At 68.5% G+C, this 24,041-nt stretch carries 27 protein-coding genes and 2 pseudogenes; 15 read left to right on the forward strand and 14 right to left on the reverse strand.

Annotation, left to right across the window (positions count from 1 at the left end):
* Positions 1-353 (forward strand): annotated as a pseudogene (locus ABT367_RS31920) (hypothetical protein); the annotation flags it as partial.
* A 22-nt stretch (positions 354-375) separates the two neighbouring features.
* Here the strand turns inward: ABT367_RS31920 and ABT367_RS31925 are convergent.
* A complete protein-coding gene (locus ABT367_RS31925; RefSeq protein WP_352256758.1) occupies positions 376-1,038 on the reverse strand; it encodes a class I SAM-dependent methyltransferase in 663 nt (220 codons plus the stop codon).
* 112 nt (positions 1,039-1,150) lie between these two features.
* Positions 1,151-1,375: a hypothetical protein gene (locus ABT367_RS31930; RefSeq protein WP_352256759.1), complete on the reverse strand. Its 225-nt coding sequence runs from the start codon at positions 1,373-1,375 to the stop codon at positions 1,151-1,153.
* A 177-nt stretch (positions 1,376-1,552) separates the two neighbouring features.
* Between ABT367_RS31930 and ABT367_RS31935 the strand changes: the two genes are divergently transcribed.
* A complete protein-coding gene (locus tag ABT367_RS31935) occupies positions 1,553-2,023 on the forward strand; it encodes an excalibur calcium-binding domain-containing protein (RefSeq protein WP_352256760.1) in 471 nt (156 codons plus the stop codon).
* A gap of 937 nt (positions 2,024-2,960) precedes the next feature.
* Positions 2,961-3,212 (forward strand): annotated as a pseudogene (locus tag ABT367_RS31940) (hypothetical protein); the annotation flags it as partial.
* 564 nt (positions 3,213-3,776) lie between these two features.
* Here the strand turns inward: ABT367_RS31940 and ABT367_RS31945 are convergent.
* Positions 3,777-4,019, reverse strand: a complete 243-nt coding sequence (locus ABT367_RS31945) for a hypothetical protein (protein WP_352256761.1) — start codon at positions 4,017-4,019, stop codon at positions 3,777-3,779.
* Positions 4,020-4,241: 222 nt separating this feature from the next.
* On the opposite strand from ABT367_RS31945, the gene ABT367_RS31950 reads away from it, so the two are divergent.
* Positions 4,242-4,454 carry a hypothetical protein gene (locus tag ABT367_RS31950; protein WP_352256762.1) on the forward strand — a complete coding sequence of 71 codons (213 nt, stop codon included), beginning with the start codon at positions 4,242-4,244 and terminating at the stop codon, positions 4,452-4,454.
* Between the two features lie 1,284 nt (positions 4,455-5,738).
* Here ABT367_RS31950 and ABT367_RS31955 read toward each other — a convergent pair.
* The 5 genes from ABT367_RS31955 to ABT367_RS31975 form a co-directional block, all read right to left on the reverse strand.
* Positions 5,739-6,128: a DUF6281 family protein gene (locus tag ABT367_RS31955; RefSeq protein ID WP_352256763.1), complete on the reverse strand. Its 390-nt coding sequence runs from the start codon at positions 6,126-6,128 to the stop codon at positions 5,739-5,741.
* A gap of 9 nt (positions 6,129-6,137) precedes the next feature.
* Entirely contained in the window at positions 6,138-7,250 is a 1,113-nt protein-coding gene (locus ABT367_RS31960; protein WP_352256764.1) for a peptidase M10, read from the reverse strand.
* A 255-nt stretch (positions 7,251-7,505) separates the two neighbouring features.
* The gene (locus ABT367_RS31965) at positions 7,506-7,742 is read right to left on the reverse strand and encodes a hypothetical protein (RefSeq protein WP_352256765.1); all 237 of its coding nucleotides are present in this window, start codon (positions 7,740-7,742) and stop codon (positions 7,506-7,508) included.
* Positions 7,739-7,915, reverse strand: a complete 177-nt coding sequence (locus tag ABT367_RS31970) for a hypothetical protein (RefSeq protein WP_352256766.1) — start codon at positions 7,913-7,915, stop codon at positions 7,739-7,741. The genes ABT367_RS31965 and ABT367_RS31970 overlap by 4 nt, the downstream gene beginning before the upstream one ends.
* Before the next feature lie 411 nt (positions 7,916-8,326).
* Positions 8,327-9,553: an acyl-CoA dehydrogenase family protein gene (locus ABT367_RS31975; RefSeq protein ID WP_165334188.1), complete on the reverse strand. Its 1,227-nt coding sequence runs from the start codon at positions 9,551-9,553 to the stop codon at positions 8,327-8,329.
* Positions 9,554-9,719: 166 nt separating this feature from the next.
* On the opposite strand from ABT367_RS31975, the gene ABT367_RS31980 reads away from it, so the two are divergent.
* The gene (locus ABT367_RS31980; RefSeq protein ID WP_352256767.1) at positions 9,720-10,364 is read left to right on the forward strand and encodes a TetR family transcriptional regulator; all 645 of its coding nucleotides are present in this window, start codon (positions 9,720-9,722) and stop codon (positions 10,362-10,364) included.
* A 147-nt stretch (positions 10,365-10,511) separates the two neighbouring features.
* Here ABT367_RS31980 and def read toward each other — a convergent pair whose 3' ends face one another.
* Positions 10,512-11,063, reverse strand: a complete 552-nt coding sequence (def, locus tag ABT367_RS31985) for a peptide deformylase (RefSeq protein ID WP_352256768.1) — start codon at positions 11,061-11,063, stop codon at positions 10,512-10,514.
* 158 nt (positions 11,064-11,221) lie between these two features.
* Between def and ABT367_RS31990 the strand changes: the two genes are divergently transcribed.
* From ABT367_RS31990 to ABT367_RS32020, 7 genes are all read left to right on the forward strand, one after another.
* On the forward strand, positions 11,222-12,469 hold the full coding sequence (locus tag ABT367_RS31990) for a Mur ligase family protein (protein WP_352256769.1): 1,248 nt from the start codon (positions 11,222-11,224) through the stop codon (positions 12,467-12,469).
* Between the two features lie 21 nt (positions 12,470-12,490).
* Positions 12,491-13,219 carry a type 1 glutamine amidotransferase gene (locus ABT367_RS31995; protein ID WP_165334184.1) on the forward strand — a complete coding sequence of 243 codons (729 nt, stop codon included), beginning with the start codon at positions 12,491-12,493 and terminating at the stop codon, positions 13,217-13,219.
* A 144-nt stretch (positions 13,220-13,363) separates the two neighbouring features.
* The gene (locus ABT367_RS32000; RefSeq protein ID WP_352256770.1) at positions 13,364-14,389 is read left to right on the forward strand and encodes a 6-phosphofructokinase; all 1,026 of its coding nucleotides are present in this window, start codon (positions 13,364-13,366) and stop codon (positions 14,387-14,389) included.
* Positions 14,390-14,511: 122 nt separating this feature from the next.
* On the forward strand, positions 14,512-15,471 hold the full coding sequence (locus tag ABT367_RS32005) for a cytochrome c oxidase assembly protein (RefSeq protein ID WP_352256771.1): 960 nt from the start codon (positions 14,512-14,514) through the stop codon (positions 15,469-15,471).
* Between the two features lie 247 nt (positions 15,472-15,718).
* Positions 15,719-15,877: a hypothetical protein gene (locus ABT367_RS32010; RefSeq protein ID WP_165334181.1), complete on the forward strand. Its 159-nt coding sequence runs from the start codon at positions 15,719-15,721 to the stop codon at positions 15,875-15,877.
* Between the two features lie 134 nt (positions 15,878-16,011).
* On the forward strand, positions 16,012-16,365 hold the full coding sequence (locus ABT367_RS32015; RefSeq protein WP_352256772.1) for a VOC family protein: 354 nt from the start codon (positions 16,012-16,014) through the stop codon (positions 16,363-16,365).
* 95 nt (positions 16,366-16,460) lie between these two features.
* On the forward strand, positions 16,461-18,848 hold the full coding sequence (locus ABT367_RS32020; RefSeq protein WP_352256773.1) for an excinuclease ABC subunit UvrA: 2,388 nt from the start codon (positions 16,461-16,463) through the stop codon (positions 18,846-18,848).
* Between the two features lie 61 nt (positions 18,849-18,909).
* On the opposite strand, the gene ABT367_RS32025 is transcribed toward ABT367_RS32020, so the two are convergent.
* Positions 18,910-19,317 carry an SSI family serine proteinase inhibitor gene (locus ABT367_RS32025; protein WP_352256774.1) on the reverse strand — a complete coding sequence of 136 codons (408 nt, stop codon included), beginning with the start codon at positions 19,315-19,317 and terminating at the stop codon, positions 18,910-18,912.
* 153 nt (positions 19,318-19,470) lie between these two features.
* On the opposite strand from ABT367_RS32025, the gene ABT367_RS32030 reads away from it, so the two are divergent.
* Positions 19,471-20,025 (forward strand): cytochrome b, encoded by a 555-nt coding sequence (locus ABT367_RS32030; protein ID WP_352256775.1) that lies wholly within the window; start codon positions 19,471-19,473, stop codon positions 20,023-20,025.
* 28 nt (positions 20,026-20,053) lie between these two features.
* Here ABT367_RS32030 and ABT367_RS32035 read toward each other — a convergent pair whose 3' ends face one another.
* Positions 20,054-20,380, reverse strand: a complete 327-nt coding sequence (locus ABT367_RS32035) for a plasmid stabilization protein (protein ID WP_165336350.1) — start codon at positions 20,378-20,380, stop codon at positions 20,054-20,056.
* 165 nt (positions 20,381-20,545) lie between these two features.
* Between ABT367_RS32035 and ABT367_RS32040 the strand changes: the two genes are divergently transcribed.
* Together ABT367_RS32040 and ABT367_RS32045 are read left to right on the forward strand one after the other, a co-directional pair.
* Positions 20,546-21,295 carry a lysophospholipid acyltransferase family protein gene (locus ABT367_RS32040; RefSeq protein WP_352256776.1) on the forward strand — a complete coding sequence of 250 codons (750 nt, stop codon included), beginning with the start codon at positions 20,546-20,548 and terminating at the stop codon, positions 21,293-21,295.
* A gap of 46 nt (positions 21,296-21,341) precedes the next feature.
* On the forward strand, positions 21,342-21,827 hold the full coding sequence (locus ABT367_RS32045) for a YbaK/EbsC family protein (RefSeq protein ID WP_352256777.1): 486 nt from the start codon (positions 21,342-21,344) through the stop codon (positions 21,825-21,827).
* A gap of 91 nt (positions 21,828-21,918) precedes the next feature.
* Here the strand turns inward: ABT367_RS32045 and ABT367_RS32050 are convergent, their stop codons facing one another.
* From ABT367_RS32050 to ABT367_RS32060, 3 genes are all read right to left on the reverse strand, one after another.
* On the reverse strand, positions 21,919-22,779 hold the full coding sequence (locus ABT367_RS32050; RefSeq protein ID WP_352256778.1) for an urease accessory protein UreD: 861 nt from the start codon (positions 22,777-22,779) through the stop codon (positions 21,919-21,921).
* Complete coding sequence (ureG, locus tag ABT367_RS32055) at positions 22,776-23,462, reverse strand: urease accessory protein UreG (protein WP_352256779.1); 687 nt, start codon at positions 23,460-23,462, stop codon at positions 22,776-22,778. The genes ABT367_RS32050 and ureG overlap by 4 nt, the downstream gene beginning before the upstream one ends.
* A 199-nt stretch (positions 23,463-23,661) precedes the next feature.
* Positions 23,662-24,041 (reverse strand): urease accessory protein UreF (locus tag ABT367_RS32060; protein WP_352256780.1); only part of this gene is annotated, 380 nt, incomplete at its 5' end.

Consider the following 24,041-nt stretch of genomic DNA (forward strand, 5'->3'; position numbering starts at 1 on the left):
GCAAGGTGGTGGCCGGTGCGGCCGTGGCGGGCACGGGGGCCCCGGGGGGGGTCGGCATCACCCAGGCGGGGGCGGCGGGGGCGGGGGCGGGCGGGGCGGCCGGGCCGGCCGCCCCCGCGGGCGCCGCGGCGCGCCCCCCGGGGGGCCCCGCGGGGGTGGGACGGGCGGCGGTTTTGCCGCGCTTTACCGCAAACCCGGCGACGCGGGCGCTGCTCGTTGCGGGGATCACGAACCTCGAGGAGGTGGCGGGGCGGTCGGCCGCCGAACTGCTCGCGCTGCACGGCGTCGGGCCGAAGGCCGTCAGGATTCTCGGCGAGGAGCTGCGGGAGCGCGGACTCGACTTCCGGCAGTGACCGTCCGCCACCCGGTCCGCGACTACCGGTCCGCGAGGGCCTTACGGAAGATCAGGAACCCCTGAGGCGTCTTCTCCGGGAACGGTCCCTCGTCCTCCCGCTGCTTGACCACCCGCATACGCTCCTCGAACCCCGCATCCCGCAGCAGCTCGGCCACCGCCTCGGGCGTGCGGCGGTGGAACGTCAGGTCGAAGGTGTGCCCGAGCGCCTCGGTGAGCCGCGCGGGTTCCTCGCCGATCTGGAAGCCGAGAAGGAAGTGACCGCCCGGCTTCAGCACGCGGTGGAACTCCGCGAACACGTCCGGCAGTTGGGCGTCGGGGACGTGAATGACCGAGTACCAGGCGAGGGCCGAGCCGAGGGACTCGTCCGGCAGGTCGAGTGCGGTCATCGAGCCCTCGACGAAGCGGAGTTCGGGGTGACGCTTGCGTGCGGCGGCCAGCATGCCCGGTGACAGATCGATCCCGAAGACATCGGCACCGAGCCCGGTGAGGTGGGCGGTGACCCGCCCGGTCCCGCAGCCGACATCGGCCATCGGGCCCTGCCCCGCGGCGAGTTCGGCGAAACAGGCCAGGACGGACCGCTCCACAGGCTTGACGGCGAGCTCATCGGCCGCCCACTCCGCGTAGGCGTCCGAGATGGTGTCGTACGAGTCTCTGGTCGCGGTCAGGAAGCCCGGTTCACTCATGGACCGGGACCCTATCGCCGCCCCTCGACCCCGCCCCGGGGAGGGGCCCACGCCAACGTTTCACGTGCAACATCCACCCATACGTGAAGATTGTCGGACTGCCGCCCACCTGTCAGTGCGCACGGGGCCCTTCGTCGCGGTCGAGGTCACGATCGAGGTCGATGTCGATCTGGTCCCGAATGAGTTTGTGCACGCCACCGAAGTCACCGGCGGGCGCGACGGCCGCCGGCGGTGAGACGTGATGCGCGTGAGCCGGAAACGCCGCTCCGAGCGTGACAGCGAAAACGATTGCGGCCGCGGCCGAGAGCAACCACTTCGCGTGGCGTGATCGAGACATGGCACCTCCTGCACCGATGGGCCCAGGAGTATTTCAGCGCCGGATGAGAGTGCCTCTTAGACGTCCAGAACAGGATCGGGCCGGACGTCACAGATTGGCCACTGCACCTTCATAAGTCCTTCACGAACACCTGGTCCGCAATAGCCTCACTTCCCCGTAAAGACCTCAGGGGGAACCGTGAGCCACCCGTACCCGCCCGCGCCGCCACCGCCAGGGGCCGGCCACCGCACTGCGCCGAAGTGGGCGCGCAAGCGAATCATCCTGCCTGCCCTCGGTATCACTTTCATCCTCGGCGGCGTCATCACCAGCGCCGGCGACACCACGACCGCGAACGACGCCAAGCCGGCCGCAGCCAGCCCCGGCCCGACTGTCACCGTCACAGCGACCGCCGATCCCAGCGCCGAGCCTGCGCCGACCGTCACCACAACCGTGAAGGCGACAGCCACTGTGCGGGCCACCGTCACCGTGACAGCCCAGGGCGGAGGCTCCGCGGACGACAACTCCGACAGCGGAGGCGGAGGCGGGAGTGTCTACTACGCCAACTGCACCGAGGCCCGCGCCGCCGGAGCCGCACCCGTGCACCGCGGTGATCCCGGTTACGCCGGCCACCTGGACCGCGACGGCGACGGTGTCGGCTGCGACACCTGAGCCGCATGACCGGCCGGAAGGCGCCCACTCGATGAACGAGGGGGCGCCTTCCTTGGTCAAGTCGTCGCGTCCACGCGCGCCTTCGAGGGAAACCCTGAGCAGACAGGCCCCCTCCGGCCATGGGAGGGGGCCCGCTCGCGCCGGGTTCTTTCCCCGACATGGCGCATGTGGCAAAGACCCGCCCGCCGCGCAGGGGCCATCGCAACTCGACGCGTCGGCTTGTGGTGCTTGAAGGCGCATCGAGCGAGCCGCGGCGGAGTCCAGTGGGTCTGGCCCATGCGGGGCCGGTCGGGCGCGGGATTGAGGTGATCCTGGTGGACGACCTCTTCGGCCCCGCTGTCGAACCGCACTCGGAACTGCCCTTCACACAGGCCGTAGAGGATCGTGCCCTCCCCGCGGCCTGCCTTCTGTACTCGCTGGTTGGGGAGTACGTCCTTCATTGCTCACCCATCCCCTCGCACGTGCTGCTGCCGCATGCGCGTGGGAACCACGAGAAGTACTGGCCGAGGCGGCGACACCGCTTCTCACCCGAGGCTTACTGCGCTGCCGGTCACGAGAGGTGTGCTGCACCACCCGCAGGCCTGGCCACGTATCTGCGGCACGCTCAGCTCGCCGAGCGGCGGGAGGTTGCGTACCTCTACAGGCTGCTTCGTGTGGCTCATCCGAAGTTCTCCGCTCGCAGCGGGCTCGCCTCGGTAGGCGGTGCTTGTGTCAGGTACTCAAGGGGGCGCAGGCCGCGGTCTCGGCCGCACTGCTCGTGCGCGTACACGGAGCCGTCTGCTCCGGAGGCGGATGCCACAGTGCGGATGGCGGACGTCTGCCCCAGGTTCAGGGCAATAGGCGCAGTCGGGGAGTTGAGGCACCCGTGGAGGCTGGACCATGGCGCTCCCAGCATCGTCGTCGATCAGGTACGAGACCAGGATGGCGACCCGAGAAGTTCCTCGTCGGCGTGGTTGCCGAGGGCATCGGCAAGGGCATCCCAACGGTGACGATGCCGTGCGTGAACGCCGCCTACGTCCAGCATCGGCAGTTCGAGTGGAGCGTCGCGGAGCTGCGCGCGACGGGGGGCGAAGTCCTCTACGGCGAGGGCGGGTTCACGCCGAACCAGCCCGGCGAGCGGCGTGCGGGCGGATATCCATGGCGCCTCGTGCTCGAGGCGGTCGAGCGCCTCACATCCCCGTCGCAGTGACGGCATATGCCGTCTCGGGCTGGCGGTGGTCCTTGGTCAGACCCGGCTCATAAACTTGATCACATGCCCCCCCACTCCCGAGCCTGATGGCACCGCGCGCTCTGCGGACGAGTCGATGAGGACTCGTGTCGGCGTCCAGGCGGCTGCGATAGCTGAAGGATTCGGGGTCCCCGTGAATTGCGACCTTGCCCGCATCGTTCGGCGTGGCCAAAGCGACAGGTGAAGAAGGGCACTTGCGTCGAGTGCTTCTCGAATGCCTCTTCCGCGGCGTGCAGGACAGCGAACTCGCACACGGCCCAGGCGGTGGGCATGCCGAACCCGCCTCGTCGGCATCCTCAGTGTCGGAGGGTTCCGCGGTGGGATCCAGTACGTCCTCTGCCCTTGGGTCGGCGGGCAATGGCTGGAAGAAGTCTGTAAGGATCTGGCGGGTCTCCTCAGCGGAGTGGCCTTCAATCTCGACCGACTTGCCGGGGCCACGAAGGACGACGCGCTTACCGCTGTGTCGGCGTAGCAGCGCGACCAGGGCTCCCACCAGGCCGCCTACACCACCCGGTACCAGGGCTGTCACGACCTCGCCGACGCCGCACGGGAAACTGCCCTGTCTCTGTCCACAATCAGGCCATCGGAAGGCTTGAGCTCTACGACGAGGGTCGCCTGCTTTGGTGGCAGGTATTGGATGGTGCCATCGGCGTTAAAGCGCGCCTCCGCATTCGCCCCAATGCCCATCGGCGAGGAGGGACGGTGCAGGAGGTGGATCGGGTTTCCGTCCACGTCCTTGCCTGGCTCGATTTCGACGTGCAGATCCACGGGCGAACTTCCCTCCATCACGGCGAGCCGGAATTAGCTGGTCATCGTGTCCGGACTATCGCCTCGGGTATTGCATGTCATCGAGAGCGCCGCATAGTCAACTCGTAGCGCCTGAGGGAACGTTATGCGCTACCTCTTCGGCGCTGGGCTGCGGCGACTTCCTGTTCGATGTTCGGATGTCCCCGCGCGCTGTACGGTGTCGGCACTCAATAGGGGGTCGCTGTGGGCAAGAGTGCTGTTGATGCCGGGGTGTTCGTCGCCGCTCTGGCGCTGCTGTTTGTGAGCATCGCGCAGGGCTGGATGATCCTGGCTGTTCTCTCAGCGGTGGTGTTGCTCGGCGTCTGCGTGACGACGGCGGCTCGCCGGCAGGCGGATCCGAGCCGGCCGCGCCCTGAGGCGGATCGGCGGCCGTGGCGCCGCGACCTTGACGCTTAGCGGTTGCCGATCGTGAGGTGGATCTGCCGTTCGTCGATCAGTCCGCCGACCGTGGTGATCTGGTTGACCACCGTGTAGGCGTCGTCGAGGCTGCCGCCTGGGATCCGCTGGTGACCTCAGACGGCGTAAAGCCCTCGTGCTGAGCATGCGCGGGCAGGACCCGCCCGTGACGATCCGGGCCATCGCTGCGCGGATGAAAGTGTCGCCGGGCGTAGTGCAGGACATCCTCAAGGGTCACACGGGCTCGTGGAAGAACCGGCCGTCGAAACAGGCGTAGCGGCAGCGGTGGAAGGGGGGCGGCGCAACGGTGGACCGAAGGCCCCCGTAGGGGCCTTCGGCGCCTGCACCACCTATCGCAGATTGTTGTTCACGATCATGAAAATGATCGCGATCATCAGCAGCGAAATAGGCTCCATGACCAGACTCCCTCGTTCGGTGCCCCTCGGGGCGTCGGTTAAAAGGGAGCCGGTACTTCGGTGCAGGCAACTGACAGCATGGCCCCATATGGGCAAGACGTCAGTAGCTGGGCTGCTTCTTTCCAGGCGGCCGAGGGGCGTCCCGAGCGTGGGCCGGGCCGCCACGGGTGGTAGCGGCCGCCGCCCGGGCACGACGAAGCCCCGAACCCTGGGAGAGGTTCGGGGCTTTCGCGTACCCGAGGGCTGCTATCCATGGGGCCGAGGCGTACCGTCTGACTGCAGGGCCGAGGTGCGGATTCGCCCTAGACTTCGACGCCGTCGACGTCGGCCTTGATCTTGATCTTGACGCCGTCTGGAATGCCGCCGATGCCCACCATTCCGCCAACGTCAAGGTCGACGCCGAGGAGGCTCGCGGAGGGGTCCGGGTCGGAGGGGGCGGCGTGCGCGGTGCCGGCGAAGACAATGGGGCAGCGCGGCGAGCGCTGCGATGGGGAGGGCTCCTCGGATCTTTATGCGGGCGCCTCCCGTGGTTTCCGGTGACCTCATACTAACTTGTCCGTACTGTCCGGAAGGTAACGGAGTGTCACCTGCGTGGGCGTGCAGCCTGGGCAGCGGATCGGGACGCGGTGATACGAGCGAGCATGCCAAAGCCCCGAACCGTGGGTTGGTCGGTTCGGGGCTTTCGTGCGTCCGGTGCCCACCGGATCTGTTAACGCCGCTTGCCCGCGAGCCAGTTGAAGCGTCAAGCGGCACGTTCATCGTATGGGTCGGCACCGACACGAGATGTGGACAATCTGGCGAACAGGGCCGGTGATCGCTCGAGGACCGCCCGCGGCGGCATCACGATCATGCTGGATCGGTGTTCGCCTTAAGACTTGGTCTTGAGTTCCTCCACCTCGGGGGGCAGCTCCTTACCTTCGTAAGAAACGAAGATCTTGGCTTGCTCGGGTGAATCCCCGACCGCGATGGCGATTTCCGGAGAGACGCCCTTCACCCTGTACGCGGTCTGGTCCTCGCCCATCTTCTCGCCATTGCTCTTGCCTCCCGCGTCGTCGCACGGCGGGGAAACTGCGACACCGAGCTCCTGCCCCACGGTGATGTCCAGGTCTTCGATGTCCACATACGTGCGGTCATCGAACTGGTACTGCTCGGCACAGACGGCCGACGCGCTGCCCCCGCTGTTAGACGAGCAGGCAGCTGTAACAACGACCAAAGGCACTGCGAGGATCGAGCCCAAGATGCGTCCACGTGCAGTCATTTCGTCCCCTTAGTACCGGCTGCGGAGCCCGAGAACATCACCCTTGCCGAGGGTCCTCCCACTGATCGAGCACTTGAAAGGCGAAGAGCCGCCATACATGGTGAGATTGTTATGACCGGACCCGACGTGATCCATGCCGAAGACATGCCCGGCCTCGTGTGTCCCCACCGCGCGAACGTCATACTTCTCGTAGCACGAGCTTGTTGGGTAATCCGTGAAGTTCTTGTCTGTCGTGTTGTAGCGGACGTCCGCTTCTCGCAGGTCGTCCGGATCCCCCCAGTCGACCGAGTTCCACGAGCACGTCACAGCGATGTGACCGCTGATGAGGTTTCCTGCATCCCAGGTGCTCTTTCCGTCCCTACTGGTGCACTCGGAGCCGCTGCTGATGTCGGCCTCATAGCTGGTGTAGCCCTTATAGGATGCACTGGCGCTGACCTGATCTGCGAGGCCGCAGTTGTTGCTGCTCTGCGTGATGTTGGTGATTGCATCGTGGAACGCGTAGTACGCGTCAGACCGCGAGATGGCCCCCGGCATCCCGCCGTCACCGAGATACCAGTTGTAGGTGCCGTACTCCTTCTGATCCATCATGTTGTACGCGCCGTCGCTACAGGCGCTTGGGACAGCCGCGACGTCCACCTCCTGAACCAGGGCCTCCCCAGGAATTGCGCCGCCCGGTTCGTCTGCATCCGTTGCGTCGGATTCGGTGGTGAGGTCCGCGCCCGTTACGGCCGGGTTCGGCAGTACGTCCGGAGTGTCAGCACCGTCCGTGAACGGATTGTCGTCCGGTGGCGTGCCCGCCTCCCGATACGAGACGCTGCCGTTCGAATCGACGACCATCGTGAAGCCGCGCGCAGACCCATCGTCCAACAGGGCGTGCACGGTCACCGATGTACCCGGGTTCGGGACAGTCACTCCTATTGAGCCATACGTGACCACGCGGCCGATTGCTCCGCATTCGGTAGCGGACGAGCCGGGCGGCAAGTCCGCCATGGTCAACTTGCCCTCAGCAGGAACGTCACAGGCGACCGCGGACTCTGCCTCCGTTGCTGACACTTGAGCGCTGCCGTAAGCAAGTCCCATGCTGCTGGCGATCGTGAACACAATCAGCGATCTGCCCAGCATTCTTGTAGCTCGAATGGCCACACTCCACCCCCCAAGTGTTGTCCCGCCGAACGGGACTTGATCAGGTCGGCAGATAGTAGCCACTAGATCTTCACTGGCGTGACATGTTTCCAACAAAAGAGTTTTCCCTGGCTGGCAATCGAACTCCCGGGTCGGACGTCATGCCGTGAATGTGTGCGCTCGGCGGTGATCTGCAAGGCGACAGCGGTTCGTCCCCACATGGCGAGGTAGTCGCCATCATCGAGTTGGAACACATCAGGGCACATGGCCGCGAACGTGGAGCCGCGCTCCTGTGGGGTGGTGCCACACCGTCGCCGGATACGGATCACGCGGGGCCTCCTGCGGCGTGGTCGGAACGCTGATCTCGCCCTGTCCATTGCCACCGAGACCGTCAACACGATCCTGCAGACCGCGTACCGCAACCTCGGCGTACACGACCGTGCTCACGCCGTCGCCATCTGCCTGCGCCGCGGCGGTGAGCGGTGCGTTCACGGTGTCCCCCGCTGCTTGATCCGCCCCGCGGTGTCGAGCCGTCCGTCGGCGGTGGCCAGCATGCGGACGGCGCGGGCGATGACGGCGGCGGGGCGTTCGCCGCGGTACAGGCGCAGGAGCCGGGCCGTGTCGTCGTCGACGTGGACGCGCAGTGGCGGGCACGGGGCGGTCATCGAAAGTCCCGTCGCTTGATCTCGGCCTGCGTCCGTCGGCGTAGCGGTAGACCATGCCCTCCGACTGATCGCGGCGCAGGAGCTTGGCGATGCCGCCATCAGTGCGAAGGTCAATGTGTATCGCGAACGACGACTGCTCGACCGGCTCCCAGCCCATGATCTTGCCGGTGGTCTCGTCGGTGCTGGTGGTGGTAGTGCAGCGCCGCGAGTACGGCCCGTATCCGACGCTGGTTCTCACGAAGGATCAGCTCCGCAAGCGGGTGTACCGCGAGCAAATCGCGAGTCGATCTCCCAAAAATCTCCCAGACACGGCTTAGCGGCGCCGTATGCGACCAGAGGGCGCCCCCTCGTTCACCGAGCGGGCGCCCTCTTCGGCCACATCATCTGCGCGTGTCTTGCAGCAAGTACGACCTACCGAATCGGCATCCCCGACAACGTCCGCGCGATCACAAGCCGCTGGATCTCGCTCGTGCCCTCGAAGATGGTGTAGATCGCGGCGTCCCGGTGCATGCGCTCGACCGGGTACTCCCGCGTGAAGCCGTTGCCGCCGAGGATCTGGATCGCCTGGCCCGTGACCTTCTTGGCGGTCTCGCTCGCGTAGAGCTTCGACATCGAGCCCTCGGCGTTCTCGAACTTCTTGCCCGTCGTCGCCATCCACGACGCGCGCCATACGAGCAGACGGGCCGCGTCGATCTGCGTACGCATGTCGGCCAGTTGGAAGGCGACACCCTGGTTGTCGATGATCGGGCGGCCGAACTGCGAGCGGGTCTTGGCGTATTCGAGGGCCTCCTCGTACGCGGCGCGGGCCGTGCCGACCGCCATCGCGCCCACGGCCGGGCGCGAGGCCTCGAAGGTGGCCATCGCCGCGTTCTTCACGCGCTCGCCGCCGCTCTTGGCGCGCTCACGGGCCCGGGCGAGGCGCTCGTCCAGCTTCTCCTTGCCGCCGAGCAGGCAGTGGCCGGGGACGCGGACGTTCTCCAGGACGACCTCGGCGGTGTGCGAGGCGCGGATGCCGTGCTTCTTGAACTTCTGGCCCTGCGCGAGGCCCGGGGTGTTCGGCGGCACGATGAACGAGGCGTGGCCCTTCGAGCCGAGCTCGGGGTCGACCACCGCGACGACCACGTGGACGCTCGCGATACCGCCGTTGGTCGCCCAGGTCTTGGTGCCGTTCAGGACCCACTCGTCCTTGGCCTCGTCGTAGACCGCGCGCGTACGCATCGCGGCCACGTCGGAGCCCGCGTCCGGCTCGGAGGAGCAGAAGGCCGCGACCTTCACGTCGTTCGCGTCGCCGTACATCTGCGGAACCCAGGTGCCGATCTGCTCCTCGGTGCCGTTGGCGAGGACGCCGACCGCCGCGAGGCCCGTGCCGACGATCGAGAGCGCGATGCCGGCGTCGCCCCAGAAGAGCTCTTCCATCGTCATCGGGATGCCGAGGCCCGTCGGGTCGAAGAACTGCTGGGCGTAGAAGTCGAGCGAGTAGATGCCGAGCTTCGCGGCCTCCTGGATCACCGGCCAGGGCGTTTCCTCGCGCTCGTCCCACTCGGCGGCCGCGGGGCGGATCACATCGGCGGCGAATCCGTGGAGCCAGTCCCTGACCTCCTTCTGCTCGTCGTTCAGCTCCATGGTGAACTCGGCCATGACCCCTCCAGCGCTGCACTGCCCGAAAACTTTGTTACTTGCGGTAACGAGAGTCTGTTACTCACGAGTAAGGACTGTCAACTCCCGGCAGCCAGTTCGATGCCGGGGTACCCCGGGGTGTTACGTTGCGCGTGCGTCACCGAATCTGCACGGGCGGGGAGTAACTATGGAGACCACTGGGCGGACCGATCAAGAGCGGTCGGCCGACCGACGCCGCCGGGAGCTGCTCGAGGCAGCCGACCGGGTCGTGTTGCGGGATGGTCCCGGTGCCTCCATGAACGCCATCGCCGCGGAGGCGGGGATCACCAAGCCCATTCTGTACCGGCACTTCGGGGACAAGGGCGGTCTGTACAAGGCGCTCGCCGTACGCCACACCGACGCTCTGCTCGACGCTCTGCGTGCGGCCCTCGACGCTCCGTCGGAGCGGCGCGAGCGCGTTGAGGCCACGCTCGACACCTACCTCGCCGCGATCGAGGCGAATCCGCAGGTCTACCGCTTTCTGATGCATCCCTCCGAGGGGACCTCGCAGGGCGAGGGCGCCTTCGACGTGGGGCTCCACTCCGCCCCGCTGCTGCGGCGCCTGGGCGAGGAGCTCGCCAAGGTGATCGAGGAGCGGGTGGATCTCGGGCCGGAGAGCGCGCTGCTCTCCCGGGTGTGGGGGCATGGGATCGTCGGGATGATGCACGCGGCCGGCGACTGGTGGCTGGGCGAACGCCCTTGCTCCCGGGCGCAGTTGGTGCAGAGCCTGGCGGATCTGCTGTGGGGGCGGCTGGCCGCTGCCGGGGACCGCGTGGGCGGGCCCGGCTTCTAGGGCGTACGGGGCCGTGGGGCGGCGCTCAAGCGAAGTCGGCGTGGCCATGGGTGTGCCGTGCCCACCCTCCCCCAAGCTCTCAACTTCGTTCGAGCAGGGGGGACCCCCACCGCCCTGCGGCACGATTGCCCACGGCAGGTCGGCGGGTCAGACGGAGGCTCTCCGGCCCCACTCCGCACGCCGCGCCTGACGCAGTACCCGCCCCCGTCTGAAGCGGTCCAGGCGCTGCGGGTACACCATCCCGTCCAAGTGGTCGCACTCGTGCTGCAGGCAGCGGGCGAAGAAGCCCGTGCCCTGGATGCGGACCGCCTCACCGTGGCGGTCGACACCCTCGACCACCGCGTAGTCGAAGCGCGGCGTTCCCGCCTCGAGGCCGGGCAGCGACAGGCAGCCCTCCGTACCGCGTACCGTGACACCGCCCGTCTCGACCAGGCGCGGATTGATCACATGGCCGAGATGGCGGTTGTCCTCGTCGTCCGGGCAGTCGAAGACGAACACCCGCAGACCCACACCGACCTGGTTGGCCGCGAGACCCACACCGGGCGCCGCGTACATCGTCGCGAACATGTCCTCGATCAGCCGGTCGAGTTCGGGCCCGAACTCCGTGACCTGTGTGCAGGGTGTGTGCAGAACCGGATCGCCGAGCAGAGTCATCGGCCGTACGCGTCCCGAGCTGCCCGGGATGGAACCATGTCGCATCCCGTAAGCGTACGTTTCGGGGAAACGCAGAGAAGTCAGCCGCCCCGCGCACGATCGCGGTGGTGGCGCCGTGCAGGGCCGCGGAGGGATCTCGGTAGGCTGACCCGGACCAGTGCCGAGGGCAGGCGCGGCACACGGTGCAAGGAGGAGCAGGAACGATGGCAGGACACCCAGGCAGCGCGGAGCCGCTGTCGCCCCGGTCGAAGCTCGCCGTGACGGCAGGCAAGGCGGCCGCGGCGGTCTCGCGGGCGGCGGGCCGCGGCAGCGGATCGGTGATCGGCGGCCGGGTGGCTCTCAAGCTCGACCCCGACCTCCTGAGCCGGCTCGCCACCCACCTCGATGTGGTGCTCGTCTCGGCGACCAACGGCAAGACCACGACCACCCGGCTGATCGCCGAGGCGCTGGGCGCCGCCGGTCCCGTGGTGTCCAACGCGCTCGGCGCGAACATGCCGGCGGGCATCACCTCCGCCCTCGCCGGTGGATCGGATGCCAAGTTCGGCGTGATCGAGGTCGACGAGAAGTACCTCGCGGGTGTCGCCCGTGATGTCTCACCGAAGGCCATCGCGCTGCTCAACCTGTCGCGTGACCAGCTCGACCGCGCCGCCGAGACCCGGATGCTCGCCGAGAAGTGGCGCGAGGGCCTGTCCGGCTCGAAGGCCGTCGTGATCGCCAACGCCGACGACCCGCTGGTCGTCTGGGCCGCTTCCTCCTCGCCGAATGTCGTCTGGGTCGCCGCCGGCCAGGAGTGGAAGGACGACGCCTGGTCGTGCCCCTCCTGCGGTGGTGTGATGCAGCGCCCCGGCGACGACTGGTTCTGTGGCGAGTGCGGTTTCCGCCGGCCGCAGCCGAGCTGGGCGCTCTCCGGCGACTACGTCCTCGACCCCCACGGCTCCGCCTGGCCGATCCACCTGCAGCTGCCGGGCCGCGCCAACAAGGCCAACGCCGCCAGCTCGGCCGCCGTCGCCGCCGTGTTCGGTGTGCCGCCGCAGGTCGCCCTCGAGCGGATGTATCAGGTGCAGGCGGTCGCCGGCCGCTACGACGTGGTGAACTTCCTCGGCCGCGACGTACGGCTGCTGCTCGCCAAGAACCCGGCCGGCTGGCTCGAGACCTTCTCGCTGATCGACCCGCCGCCGACCCCGGTGATCCTCTCGGTGAACGCACGCGGCGCAGACGGCACCGACACCTCCTGGCTGTGGGACGTCGACTACACACGCCTGGCCGGCCACCCGATCTTCGTGATCGGCGACCGACGGCTCGACCTCGCGGTCCGCCTCGAGGTCGCGGGTCTCGACTTCCGTGTCTGCGACACCGTCGACGAGGCGGTGCAGATGGCGCCGCCCGGACGGATCGAGCTGATCGCCAACTACACCGCCTTCCAGGACGTACGCCGCCGCGTCGGCAACTGACCCGCTTAAGGACTGACCAACATGAGCGACAACAGCCTGCGTCTGGTGTGGGTCTACCCCGACCTGCTGTCCACCTACGGCGACCAGGGCAACGCCCTCGTCGTCGAGCGCCGCGCCCGTCAGCGCGGTCTCAATGTCGAGCGCTACGACGTGCGCAGCGACCAGCCGGTGCCCACCTCCGGCGACATCTATCTGATCGGCGGCGGCGAGGACCGGCCGCAGCGGCTCGCGGCCGAACGGCTGCGCCGCGACGGCAATCTGCAGCGGGCCGCCTCCAACGGCGCGATCATCTTCTCGGTCTGCGCCGGCTACCAGATCCTCGGCCACGAGTTCATCAACGACCTCGGCCAGCGCGAGCCCGGCCTCGGTCTGCTCGATGTCATCTCCACGCGCGGCGAGGGCGAGCGTTGTGTCGGTGACGTGCTCGCCGACATCGACGCACCGCTCGGGCTCCCCCAGCTGACCGGGTTCGAGAACCACCAGGGCATCACGCACCTCGGCCCGTCCGCGAAGCCCTTCGCGCATGTGCGGCTCGGCAAGGGCAACGGCACCGGCGACGGCACCGAAGGCGCGTACAACGACACCGTTTTCGGGACGTATATGCACGGACCCGTGCTCGCCCGTAACCCGCAGATCGCCGATCTGCTGCTCAAGCTGGCGCTCGACGTGAACGCGCTGCCGCCCACGGACGACCGCTGGTACGAGGCGCTGCGCAACGAGCGGATCGCCTCGGCGACGCAGCCCGCCTGACGGCAGGTGAACTTGTAGGGAACTCCAACGTCCGCCTTACGGACTCGATTCGGCCCCGTCACATCCCACTAGTAGGGTGACGGGGTCTTGTCGTCCGGACAGCGTGGTCCGGTCATCCGCCCACGTTGCAAAGGTTCTTGGGCCATGCGTATTGGTGTCCTCACCTCCGGCGGCGACTGCCCCGGCCTGAACGCGGTGATCCGCTCGGTCGTGCACCGCGCCGTCGTCGACCATGGCGATGAGGTCATCGGCTTCCACGACGGGTGGAAGGGCCTCCTCGAGTGCGATTACCGCAAGCTCGATCTGGACGCGGTCAGCGGCATCCTCGCCCGCGGCGGCACCATCCTCGGCTCCTCCCGCGTACGTCCCGAGCATGTGCGGGACGGCGTCGAGCGGGCCAAGGGGCATCTGGCCGAGCTCGGTCTCGACGCGATCATCCCGATCGGCGGCGAGGGCACGCTCAAGGCGGCCCGGCTGCTCTCCGACAACGGACTGCCCATCGTGGGCGTGCCGAAGACCATCGACAACGACATCGCGGTCACCGATGTCACCTTCGGATTCGACACCGCGGTGGGTGTCGCAACGGAGGCACTCGACCGTCTCAAGACCACCGCCGAGTCCCACCAGCGCGTCCTGATCGTCGAGGTCATGGGCCGGCACACCGGCTGGATCGCGCTCAACTCCGGCATGGCGGCCGGCGCCCACGCGATCGTGGTGCCCGAGCGGCCCTTCGACATCGAGGAGTTGGCGACGCGCGTCGGTGCGCGTTTCGAGGCGGGCAAGAAGTTCGCGATCGTGGTCGCCGCCGAAGGCGCCAAGCCCCGCCCGGGCACGATGGAGTTCGACGAGGGCGGCAAGGACATATACGGCCATGAGCGCTTCGCCGGGATCGCGCGCCAGCTCTCCATCGAGCTGGAGCAGCGCCTCGGCAAGGAGGCCCGGCCGGTGATCCTCGGTCATGTGCAGCGCGGCGGCACCCCCACCGCGTACGACCGTGTCCTCGCCACCCGCTTCGGATGGCACGCCGTGGAGGCCGTGCACCGCGGTGAGTTCGGGATGATGACCGCGCTGCAGGGCACCGACATCGTCATGGCGCCGCTCGCGAAGGCCGTCGAGACGCTGAAGACGGTGCCGGACGAGCGGTACGCCGAGGCGGAGTGCGTGCTCTGACCTCACCCCGCCTCGCCCTGTGACCTCCGCTCGTTCGCAGAGGTGACCGCCCCCGGCCGCAGACGCGGCCGGGGGCGGTTCTACTCTGGTGCGGACAACGGGCACGAATCAGGAGCGAGCGGATGGATCACAGCGGACACGGCACGATGACGGACCTGCCGCCGTTCACGCTGGGACGAGGTCTTCAGCCGTCGTTCGACGCGTTCTTCGCCATCGGCTGCCTGCTCGCGCTGCTCCTGTACGGGTACGGCGTGCTGCGTCTCGTACGGCGCGGCGACCGGTGGTCGATCGGCCGCACGGTCTCCTTCGTGATCGGCGTCCTGTCGATCGCGCTGGTGATGTGCACGCAGTTGAACGACTACGGCATGGTCATGTTCAGCGTGCACATGGTGCAGCACATGGTGATCAGCATGCTGTCGCCGATCCTGCTGCTGCTCGGCGCCCCGATCACCTTGGCGCTGCGGGCGATGCCGGTCGCGAGCCGGCGCGGGCGCAAGGGCCCGCGCGAGCTGCTTCTGATGCTGCTGCACAGCCGCTACATGAAGGTGGTCACGCACCCCGCGTTCACCATCCCGATGTTTATCGCGAGCCTCTACGGGCTGTACTTCACGCCCCTGTTCGACTTCCTGATGGAGTCCAAGCCGGGCCATATCGCGATGATGATCCACTTCCTCGCCGTGGGTCTGGTGTTCTTCTGGCCGATCATGGGCGTGGACCCGGGGCCGCACCGCCCCGGCTATGTGATGCGGATGCTGGAGCTGTTCGCGGGTATGCCGTTCCACGCGTTCTTCGGTATCGCGCTGATGATGGCGACGGAGCCGATGGTCGGTACGTATATGCACCCGCCCGCCTCGCTCGGCATCGACGCGCTCGCCGACCAGGAGGCGGGCGGCGGTATCGCCTGGGCGTTCAGCGAGATCCCCTCGGTCGTCGTCCTGGTGGCGCTGCTCTTCCAGTGGCGCAAGTCCGAGGAGCGCGAGGCCAAGCGCAAGGACCGCGCCGCGGACCGTGACGGGGACAAGGAGCTGGAGGCGTACAACGCGTATCTGGCCTCGCTCAACGCCCGTAGCCAGCAGTCCTGACAGTGCGTCCCGGCCGTTCCGGGAAATGCCCCGACGTCCGGGACCTCCTCCCCCACGCCGCCCGTTGAACTCGATGAAGCCCCGCAGCGTCCCCCGTCTGCGGGGCTTCACCAGTTGCCGAGGACCTTGTCGTGTGGCGGTGCCCGATCTTCGCCGAATGCTGGCGGAAACCGCCCCCGACGAGGGACGATGGCCTCAGCGATGGAGCCCGGGCATGGGTCCGGCCTGGCGTGAGGAGGGTGTCGCGATGCCCGGAACCACGAAGGCGATGGGAGTGCTCACCGTCGGTGCGTTGGTCACGGTGACCGCGTACACGGTGGCGCTCGGCAGCAACGGCTGGCTGTGGTTCGGCTGGGTCGTCCTGGGACTGCTCACGCTGGCGATGGTGGTGTCGCGCAACTCCTGAGACCACTGCGGGCGAATCTTCTTGATCATGGCTCTGACCAGGCGTGATGCCAGCTGGTCAGGATTCGAGAAGCCTCCCGGGGTGGGCCGCGGCTAGCTTGGCGGTCAGGAGATCCCACCACCTCAGGAGACATCATGAGCGGCTCTGAAACCCAAGGCATCAAGACCGTGCTGCACCCTGTCGCGGACCTGGCGAAGGCCAAGGACGTGTACACCGCGCTCCTCGGCGTGGCACCGATGGTCGACGAGCCGTACTACGTCGGATACGAGACCGGTGGCCAGCACATCGGTCTGGTCCCGGGCGGCGGCCCGCAGGGCATGACCTCGCCGGTCGCGTACTGGCAGGTAGCCAACCTGAACGCGAAGCTCACAGAGCTCACGGCCGCGGGAGCGACCGTCACGGAAGAGCCGCACGAGGTCGGCGGCGGACGTATCGTTGCCGCGGTGACCGACGTCGACGGAAACGTGCTCGGCCTGCTGCAGGACTGAGCCGGCCCTGCCTGCCGTCCGCGGCGATCGACCCACACCAGGCGACCACGACGGGCCGTACGCGGGCCCGCCCGGAAGATGGAGAACAAGCAGACATGGCCACGCGGAAGAAGGCGCAGTCGCCCGCGGTGCACGCCGCCGACACCCACGACATGATCCGGGTGCACGGTGCGCGTGAGAACAACCTCAAGGACGTCAGCATCGAGATTCCGAAGCGGCGCCTGACGGTGTTCACCGGTGTCTCCGGCTCCGGGAAGTCGTCCCTGGTCTTCGACACGATCGCCGCGGAGTCGCAGCGTCTGATCAACGAGACGTACAGCGCGTTCGTGCAGGGCTTCATGCCCACGATGGCGCGCCCCGAGGTCGATGTGCTCGACGGTCTGACCACCGTCATCAGCGTCGACCAGCAGCGGATGGGCTCCGACCCGCGCTCCACCGTGGGCACGGCGACGGATGCCAGCGCGATGCTGCGGATCCTGTTCAGCCGCCTCGGCAAGCCGTACTTCGGTCCGCCCGGGGCGTTCTCGTTCAATGTCGCCTCGGTCTCCGCGAGCGGCGGCTTCACGGTCGAACGCGGCGCGGAGAAGACCAAGACGGAGAAGGTCAGTTTCAACCGCACCGGCGGTATGTGCGTCAACTGCGAGGGCCGCGGCAGTGTCTCGGACATCGATCTCGCGCAGCTCTTCGACGACAGCAAGTCGCTGAACGAGGACCCGTTCACCATCCCCACGTACACCGGGGACGGCTGGGTCGTACGGGTCATCCGAGACTCCGGGTTCTTCGACCCGGACAAGCCGATCCGCCGCTACACCAAGAAGGAGCGGCACGACTTCCTGTACCACGAGCCGACCAAGGTGAAGATCAACGGTGTCAATCTGACCTACGAGGGTCTGATCCCGAAGATCCAGAAGTCCTTCCTCAACAAGGACCGCGAGTCCATGCAGCCGCACATCCGGGCCTTCGTGGACCGTGCGGTCACCTTCCAGGTCTGCCCGGAGTGCGACGGCACCCGGCTCACCGCAGGGGCGCGCTCCTCGAAGATCAAGGGCATCTCCATCGCGGACGCCTGCGACATGGAGATCCGCGATCTGGCGGAGTGGGTGCGGGGGCTCGAGGAGCCGTCGATCGCGCCGCTGCTCGCCGCGCTCCAGCAGGCCCTCGACTCGTTCGTGGAGATCGGTCTCGGCTATCTGTCGCTGAACCGTCCGGCGGGCACGCTGTCCGGCGGTGAGGCACAGCGCGTGAAGATGATCCGGCACCTCGGCTCGTCCCTCACCGATGTCACGTACGTCTTCGACGAGCCGACGATCGGTCTGCACCCGCATGACATCCAGCGGATGAACAACCTGCTCCTGCGGCTGCGCGACAAGGGCAACACGGTGCTCGTCGTGGAGCACAAGCCGGAGGCGATCGCGATCGCCGACCATGTCGTGGACCTCGGTCCCGGCGCAGGTACGGGCGGTGGCACGGTCTGCTTCGAGGGCGATATCGAGGGGCTGCGCGCGAGCGACACCGTCACGGGGCGCCACCTGGACGACCGGGCCGCCGTGAAGGACACGGTGCGCAAGCCGACCGGCAAGCTGTCGATCCGGGGCGCCGGTGCGAACAATCTGCAGGACGTCGACGTCGACATCCCGCTGGGTGTGCTGACCGTGGTCACGGGTGTCGCCGGTTCCGGCAAGAGCTCGCTGATCCACAGCTCGATCCCCACCGACGAGGGTGTCGTCTCGGTCGACCAGAGCGCGATCCGCGGGTCGCGGCGCAGCAACCCGGCCACGTACACCAGTCTCCTCGAGCCGGTGCGCAAGGCCTTCGCCAAGGCCAACGGGGTCAAGCCGGCGCTGTTCAGCGCCAACTCCGAGGGTGCGTGCCCGACCTGCAACGGTGCGGGAGTGATCTACACGGACCTCGCGATGATGGCGGGCGTCTCGACCACCTGTGAGGACTGCGAGGGCAAGCGGTTCCAGGCCTCGGTCCTGGAGTACAAGCTCGAGGGCAAGGACATCAGCGAGGTCCTCGCGATGCCGGTCTCCGAGGCCGAGAAGTACTTCTCGCAAGGCGAGGCGAAGATCCCGGCCGCGCTGAAGATCGTGCAGCGGCTCGAGGACGTCGGTCTCGGCTACATCACCCTCGGCCAGCCGCTGACCACGCTCTCCGGCGGTGAGCGCCAGCGTCTGAAGCTCGCCACGCACATGGGCGACAAGGGCGGGGTCTACGTACTCGACGAGCCGACCACGGGTCTGCATCTCGCGGATGTGGAGCAGCTGCTCGGTCTGCTCGACCGGCTCGTGGAGTCCGGCAAGTCGGTGATCGTGATCGAGCACCACCAGGCCGTGATGGCGCACGCCGACTGGATCATCGATCTGGGTCCCGGCGCCGGCCACGACGGCGGAAAGATCGTCTTCGAGGGCACGCCCGCGGAGCTGGTCAAGAAGAAGTCGACGCTGACGGGCCAGCACCTCGCGGAGTACGTGGGCGTCTGACCTCGATCGATGGGTACGGGGAGGGGCCGGCGGCTCCTCCCCGTACCCGTGTCCGTGGACCTCAGAAGTCGAAGACCGGATCCGTCATGGCGTGCCGCAGGCAGTCGTTCGCATACGTCCGGTGCCAGGCGATGTCCTGGCCGCGGTGGGTGCCCGCGGCCGTCACCGTCACCGGGTCGAACTCCTTGGTGCACAGCGGATCCTTGCCCGGCAGCTCGTCGAGGTCCCCGCCAACCGCGTCGATCGCCGCACAGGCCTCGGCGGCGTGCGGGTGGTGGCCGGACGGCTCGGGGGCGCACATCAGCTTGAGACCGCGGATCCAGGTGTTGTCCGAGCCCGAGACGGTCAGGAAGACACCGGGGCGCGGCGCCGGTTCCGGGTCGTCGGCGGATGCGGGGGCCGCGTGTGCGGGAACGGCGGTGGCCAGCGCTGCGGCCAGCGTGACGAGCGCGGCGGCGTGGTGACGCATCGAACCTCCGGGGCGGGGAAGGCTTGGGGGGATCTTGATGACTCCCCGTCAGCGCACCCGACCCGCGCGGCCGGACCAAGCGGCCGCGCCGTGAGGTCCTCCGGATGAGTTGACGGCTGCTATCGGCTGTGGCGCTCGATGGGAGGGGTAGGGGTGCTCCGCAACGGCCCGCAGGGATACGGCACGGTCACCAAGCTCCTGCACTGGCTGGTGTTCACCGCCCTGGCCGTGCAGTTCGCGATCGGCTACGTGATGGATCCCGACGACTCGGGCCGCGGCCGCGGCCGGGGGCGGGGCCGCGGCGAGGGATCAGGGCACGGCCGCGGGCGCGGGCGCGGCGGCGAGGACGGTTATGAAGTCTTCGGCGACGAGGGCCTGTTGACCCTGCACGTGGTGCTGGGCGTGACCATCCTCGTCCTCGCCGCGCTCCGGCTGCTGTGGCGGGTCACCACTCCGCTTCCGCCCTGGGCGCCGAGGCTGCGTCCGTACGAACGCGTCCTGGCCACCTGGACGGAGCGCGCGCTGCATCTGCTGACCTTCGCCATCCCGGCGACCGGGCTGTGGCTGGTTGCCGCAGGGGACGATGGAGCGGTCGGACCCCATGTCGCCACGCATATCGCGTTCGCGGTGGCGCTCACGCTCCATGTCGGCCTGGTCCTGAAGCATCAACTCCTGGACCGGGACCGGCTGCTGAACCGGATGCTGTGAGTCCCGGGCACCGTGAGCCCGCCGGCTCCTACTTGCCGACCGCCTTGCGCAGCTGCTCCTTGTTCATGGACGAGCGGCCCTCGATGTTCTTCTTCTTGGCCTCTTCGTAGAGCTGGTCCTTCGTGGGCCCCTGCGCGCCCTTGTGCGAACGTTCGCCGCCGCGCTGCGAGGAGGACTTGGGGTCCTTCGTGGAGGTCCGGCTCGAGGACTTCGCCTCTCCCGAGCGGGCACGCTCCTTGTTCACCGTACGAGCGGCGATCTCCTTGGCACGGGACTTGGAGGCGCCGCGGTCCTCGGCGCTGTCCTTGATGTGCTCGTACTGCCGCTCACGCTTCTTGCTGGATCCGGCGGGCATCATCGGCTCCTTTCCTCGTTGTCCTCGGGTGTCTCCGGGGATTGATCCCGCGTACCCCCGCCGAGGACGGTTACGCACCGCTGCGGCGGGACCTACACTGTGTCGGCTCGGGCCACCGCACCAGCAGGTTCAGCGCCGCGACAACCGATACGGGGAGCAGCCGCCATGTTCTATTACGTCCTGAAGTACGTGCTCCTCGGACCGCTCCTCCGGCTGATGTTCCGGCCCCGTATCGAGGGCCTCGAACATGTGCCGGCCACGGGCGCGGCCATCGTCGCGGGCAATCACCTCTCATTCTCCGACCATTTCCTGATGCCCGCGATCCTGAAGCGCCGGATCACCTTTCTGGCGAAGGCCGAGTACTTCACGGGCCCCGGTCTGAAGGGCCGCCTGACGGCCTTCTTCTTCCGCAGCGCGGGGCAGATCCCCGTCGACCGGTCGGGCAAGGAGGCCGGGCAGAACGCGATCCGCGAAGGGCTCGGCGTCCTGAACAAGGGCGAGCTGCTCGGCATCTATCCCGAGGGAACGCGCTCGCACGACGGGCGGCTGTACAAGGGCAAGGTCGGGGTCGCGGCCATGGCCCTGAAGGCGGGTGTGCCGGTGGTCCCGTGCGCGATGATCGGCACGTTCGAGGCACAGCCGCCGGGCCAGAAGATCCCCAGCCTGCGTCCCATCACCATCCGCTTCGGCGAGCCCCTGGACTTCTCCCGCTATGCCGGGATGGACAACGAGAAGGCCGCTCTGCGCGCGGTGACCGACGAGATCATGTACTCCATCCTCGAGCTGTCCGGCCAGGAGTACGTGGACCGCTATGCGGCGGTCGCGAAGGCCGAGGAGCAGGAGGCGGCCAAGGCCGAGAAGAAGGAGAAGGCGGACAAGGCAGGACGTAAGTTCCCGCGGGCGCCGCTGAGTTAGGGTGAACGCTCCTCGGTGGACGGACAGATCAGGGGCGGGCGGGCACGTGGCGGAGCATGAGCAGTACACCAAGCTGATCGGACTTCTCGACGAGCGCGGTGCGCGGTACCGCGTGATCGAGCATGCGGCCGAAGGCGCCACGGAGGCGGTGAGCGCGCTGCGCGGCAACACACTCGCGCAGGCCGCCAAGTGCATCGTCGTGATGGTCAAGCTCACGAAGAAGACCAAGGCATATGTGCTCGCCGTGGTGCCCGGTGACCGGCGCGTGGACCTGCGCGGAGTGAAGGCTCTCCTCGGCGGCGTCTACGCGGGCTTCGCCACCGCCGACGTGGCCGAGCGGCTCGCGGGGAGCGTCAGCGGGACCATCCTGCCCTTCTCGTTCGACCCGGAGCTGCAACTCGTCGTCGACCCGGCGCTGTTGGAGCAGGAGGAGCTGTTTTTCAACGCCGCACGGCTCGACCGCTCCCTCGCGCTGCGGACCGCGGACTATGTCGCGATCGCGGAGCCGCGGACGGCGCCGATCGCCGAGTGACGGCGGCCCGCAGGGGCCCCGTCCGTACGGCAGAGTAAGTGCATGAGGTGGTACGTCCCGCATGCCTCTCTCCCCGCCAGGCCGGGCCGCCTCAGCGCATCAGGGACTCAAGGGCCGTGTCCAACACCCGACGGACCGCGAGCCCGTCCCGCGCCACCGCCGTGACCAGAGCGGCCGGACCGGCCAGCGGCGTGAGCGACGCATGCTCACCCAGCATGCAGGCCCTGACCGGCGCCTCGGTGAACTCCGGGCGTACGACCAGGAGTTGGCCGAGCGCCCGCAGACCCCCGAGGACGGCGGGACCGTCCCAGCCGGCCGGAGCGCCGGGCCCGCAGGACAGTTCCTGGTCGAGCAGGGTGCGGCCCGCGCGCCGTACGGTCATGCGACTGGTGAGCCGGCCCGGAGTTTCTCCGCTGCGCCCGAGCACCTGCTCCTCGCGCAGGACGAGAACTCCGTCCTCGGCGACCTCGGCCCGGGTCCTGACGTGCAGATCGCTGCCCTGGGCGCTGATGAGCTGCTCCGGCAGCCAGTGCAGCGCGGCGCCCTGGCCGACGGTCAACTCGACGTCGTAGTACGCCGGTTCCGCGCGCTGGCCGGGCAGTGCGATGGTCGCGGCGGTGGAGGTGACACGCAGGCGGGCGCAGGCCTCCGCTGCGGCGTTCACAGCGAGCCGGTCGCCGCCGAGCGGTGCGCTCATGGCGCCGACGAGCGCGACGCGCGCCTCGCCGTCCGCGCCGCGGATGCGCCGTACGGCCAAGGGGCCTTCGCCTTCGAGCACGGGCAGTACGGTGGCGCCGCCGCCGTGGCGGCGGGCGGTGATGCGTGCGGTCGCCCGGATGCCTGCGGGAATGGGGCCTGCGGGAATGGGGCCGGCCGGAGGGGCACTCTCGGGGGGTGTCGAGCCCGGTGCGGGGGCCCCGGCGGAAACGACGGCGACAGCTTCTGCCGTCATGCCGCGTTCCAGGCGGCGAGCTTCGCCCGCACCCAGCGCGCCACCTCGCCGACGCCCTGTTCCGAGCGCAACGACTGGAAGACCACCGGCAGTTCGTTCCGCTGCTCCTTGGCGTCGCGCGCCATCCGCTGCAGGTCCGAGCCGACGTGCGGGGCCAGGTCCGTCTTGTTGACGACCAGGAGGTCGGCGGTGGTGACGCCGGGGCCGCCCTTGCGCGGGATGTCGTCGCCGCCCGCGACATCGATCACGAAGATCTGGGCGTCGACGAGGCCCTTGGAGAAGGTCGCGGTGAGATTGTCGCCGCCCGATTCGACGAGGATCAGCTGCAACGGACCGATTTCGTCCTCCAGGTCCTCGACGGCTTCGAGGTTGGCGGAGATGTCGTCGCGGATCGCGGTGTGCGGGCAGGCGCCGGTCTCGACGGCGGTGATCCGCTCGGGCGGCAGGACGGCCTCGCGGAGCAGGAAGTCGGCGTCCTCGCGCGTGTAGATGTCATTGGTCACGACGGCCAGTGAGACGGAGTCGCGCAGCGCACGGCACAGGGCCGCGACGGTGGCGGTCTTGCCGGAGCCCACGGGCCCGCCGAGCCCGATCCTGAGCGCACGGCGGGTGCCGTCGGCGCGCAGGGGTTCGGCGCTGTGGGAGTGGCGTTCGGGGAAGGTGGTTGCGTGGTCAAGGTGCACGGTCGGATTCCTCTGCGGTGATGCTCTGCGGCGACTGGGGTGGTGCTCTGCAGCGATGCGGAGTCGAGGGGCTGGCGAAGCCGGCGATGCCGGCGATGGGGAGTTTGAGGGGGACGAGGCGGAGGTCGAGGGGGGACGAGGCGGAGGTCAAGGGGGGACGAGGCTGAGGTCAAGGGGGTATGAGGCGCAGGTCGACGGGTTACGAGGCGAAGAGCCGTACCGGCCAGGCGCCATGCGCTTCGGCGCCGATCTCCAGGAGAGGTGCGGAGGCACGGGGCAGGGCGTCGACTCCTTCGGCGAGCGCCCGGCGGGCCGCCGCCACCGCCGCGGCCACGGTCTCGTCCATCGCGGGCGCGAGCCGTGCCAGCACCGCCGTCGCCTGGAACGGATCGAGGCTGAGCAGCCGTACGGTCGCGGTGGCCGGGCCACTGACGCTCTCGTACACCGCGCAGTACGCGGCGTCCTCGGGCCCGAGTCCCGCCGCCCGCGCCGTGAGCCCGAGGACCACCGGCTGGTGGGCACCGCGCGGGCGGGCGGCGGCGAGCGCCGAGAGTTCGGGTGCGGGCCAGGTGGCGCGGG

Origin of the sequence: Streptomyces mesophilus (assembly GCF_040300965.1) — a bacterium.
Taxonomy (GTDB): Bacteria; Actinomycetota; Actinomycetes; order Streptomycetales; family Streptomycetaceae; genus Streptomyces; species Streptomyces mesophilus_A.

Coding starts and splice junctions, on each gene's coding strand:
- ABT367_RS32050 (WP_352256778.1), bottom strand. CDS start 22,779: ATGACGGCAGAAGCTGTCGCCGTCGTTTCCGCCGGGGCCCCCGCACCG.
- ABT367_RS32010 (WP_165334181.1), top strand. CDS start 15,719: ATGCCCGGAACCACGAAGGCGATGGGAGTGCTCACCGTCGGTGCGTTG.
- ABT367_RS32025 (WP_352256774.1), bottom strand. CDS start 19,317: ATGCGTCACCACGCCGCCGCGCTCGTCACGCTGGCCGCAGCGCTGGCC.
- ABT367_RS32000 (WP_352256770.1), top strand. CDS start 13,364: ATGCGTATTGGTGTCCTCACCTCCGGCGGCGACTGCCCCGGCCTGAAC.
- ABT367_RS32035 (WP_165336350.1), bottom strand. CDS start 20,380: ATGCCCGCCGGATCCAGCAAGAAGCGTGAGCGGCAGTACGAGCACATC.
- ABT367_RS32020 (WP_352256773.1), top strand. CDS start 16,461: ATGGCCACGCGGAAGAAGGCGCAGTCGCCCGCGGTGCACGCCGCCGAC.
- ABT367_RS31980 (WP_352256767.1), top strand. CDS start 9,720: ATGGAGACCACTGGGCGGACCGATCAAGAGCGGTCGGCCGACCGACGC.
- ABT367_RS32005 (WP_352256771.1), top strand. CDS start 14,512: ATGGATCACAGCGGACACGGCACGATGACGGACCTGCCGCCGTTCACG.
- ABT367_RS31955 (WP_352256763.1), bottom strand. CDS start 6,128: ATGACTGCACGTGGACGCATCTTGGGCTCGATCCTCGCAGTGCCTTTG.
- ABT367_RS31975 (WP_165334188.1), bottom strand. CDS start 9,553: ATGGCCGAGTTCACCATGGAGCTGAACGACGAGCAGAAGGAGGTCAGG.
- ABT367_RS31925 (WP_352256758.1), bottom strand. CDS start 1,038: ATGAGTGAACCGGGCTTCCTGACCGCGACCAGAGACTCGTACGACACC.
- ABT367_RS31990 (WP_352256769.1), top strand. CDS start 11,222: ATGGCAGGACACCCAGGCAGCGCGGAGCCGCTGTCGCCCCGGTCGAAG.
- def (WP_352256768.1), bottom strand. CDS start 11,063: ATGCGACATGGTTCCATCCCGGGCAGCTCGGGACGCGTACGGCCGATG.
- ABT367_RS31995 (WP_165334184.1), top strand. CDS start 12,491: ATGAGCGACAACAGCCTGCGTCTGGTGTGGGTCTACCCCGACCTGCTG.
- ABT367_RS31960 (WP_352256764.1), bottom strand. CDS start 7,250: ATGCTGGGCAGATCGCTGATTGTGTTCACGATCGCCAGCAGCATGGGA.
- ABT367_RS32015 (WP_352256772.1), top strand. CDS start 16,012: ATGAGCGGCTCTGAAACCCAAGGCATCAAGACCGTGCTGCACCCTGTC.
- ABT367_RS32040 (WP_352256776.1), top strand. CDS start 20,546: ATGTTCTATTACGTCCTGAAGTACGTGCTCCTCGGACCGCTCCTCCGG.
- ABT367_RS31970 (WP_352256766.1), bottom strand. CDS start 7,915: ATGACCGCCCCGTGCCCGCCACTGCGCGTCCACGTCGACGACGACACG.
- ABT367_RS31930 (WP_352256759.1), bottom strand. CDS start 1,375: ATGTCTCGATCACGCCACGCGAAGTGGTTGCTCTCGGCCGCGGCCGCA.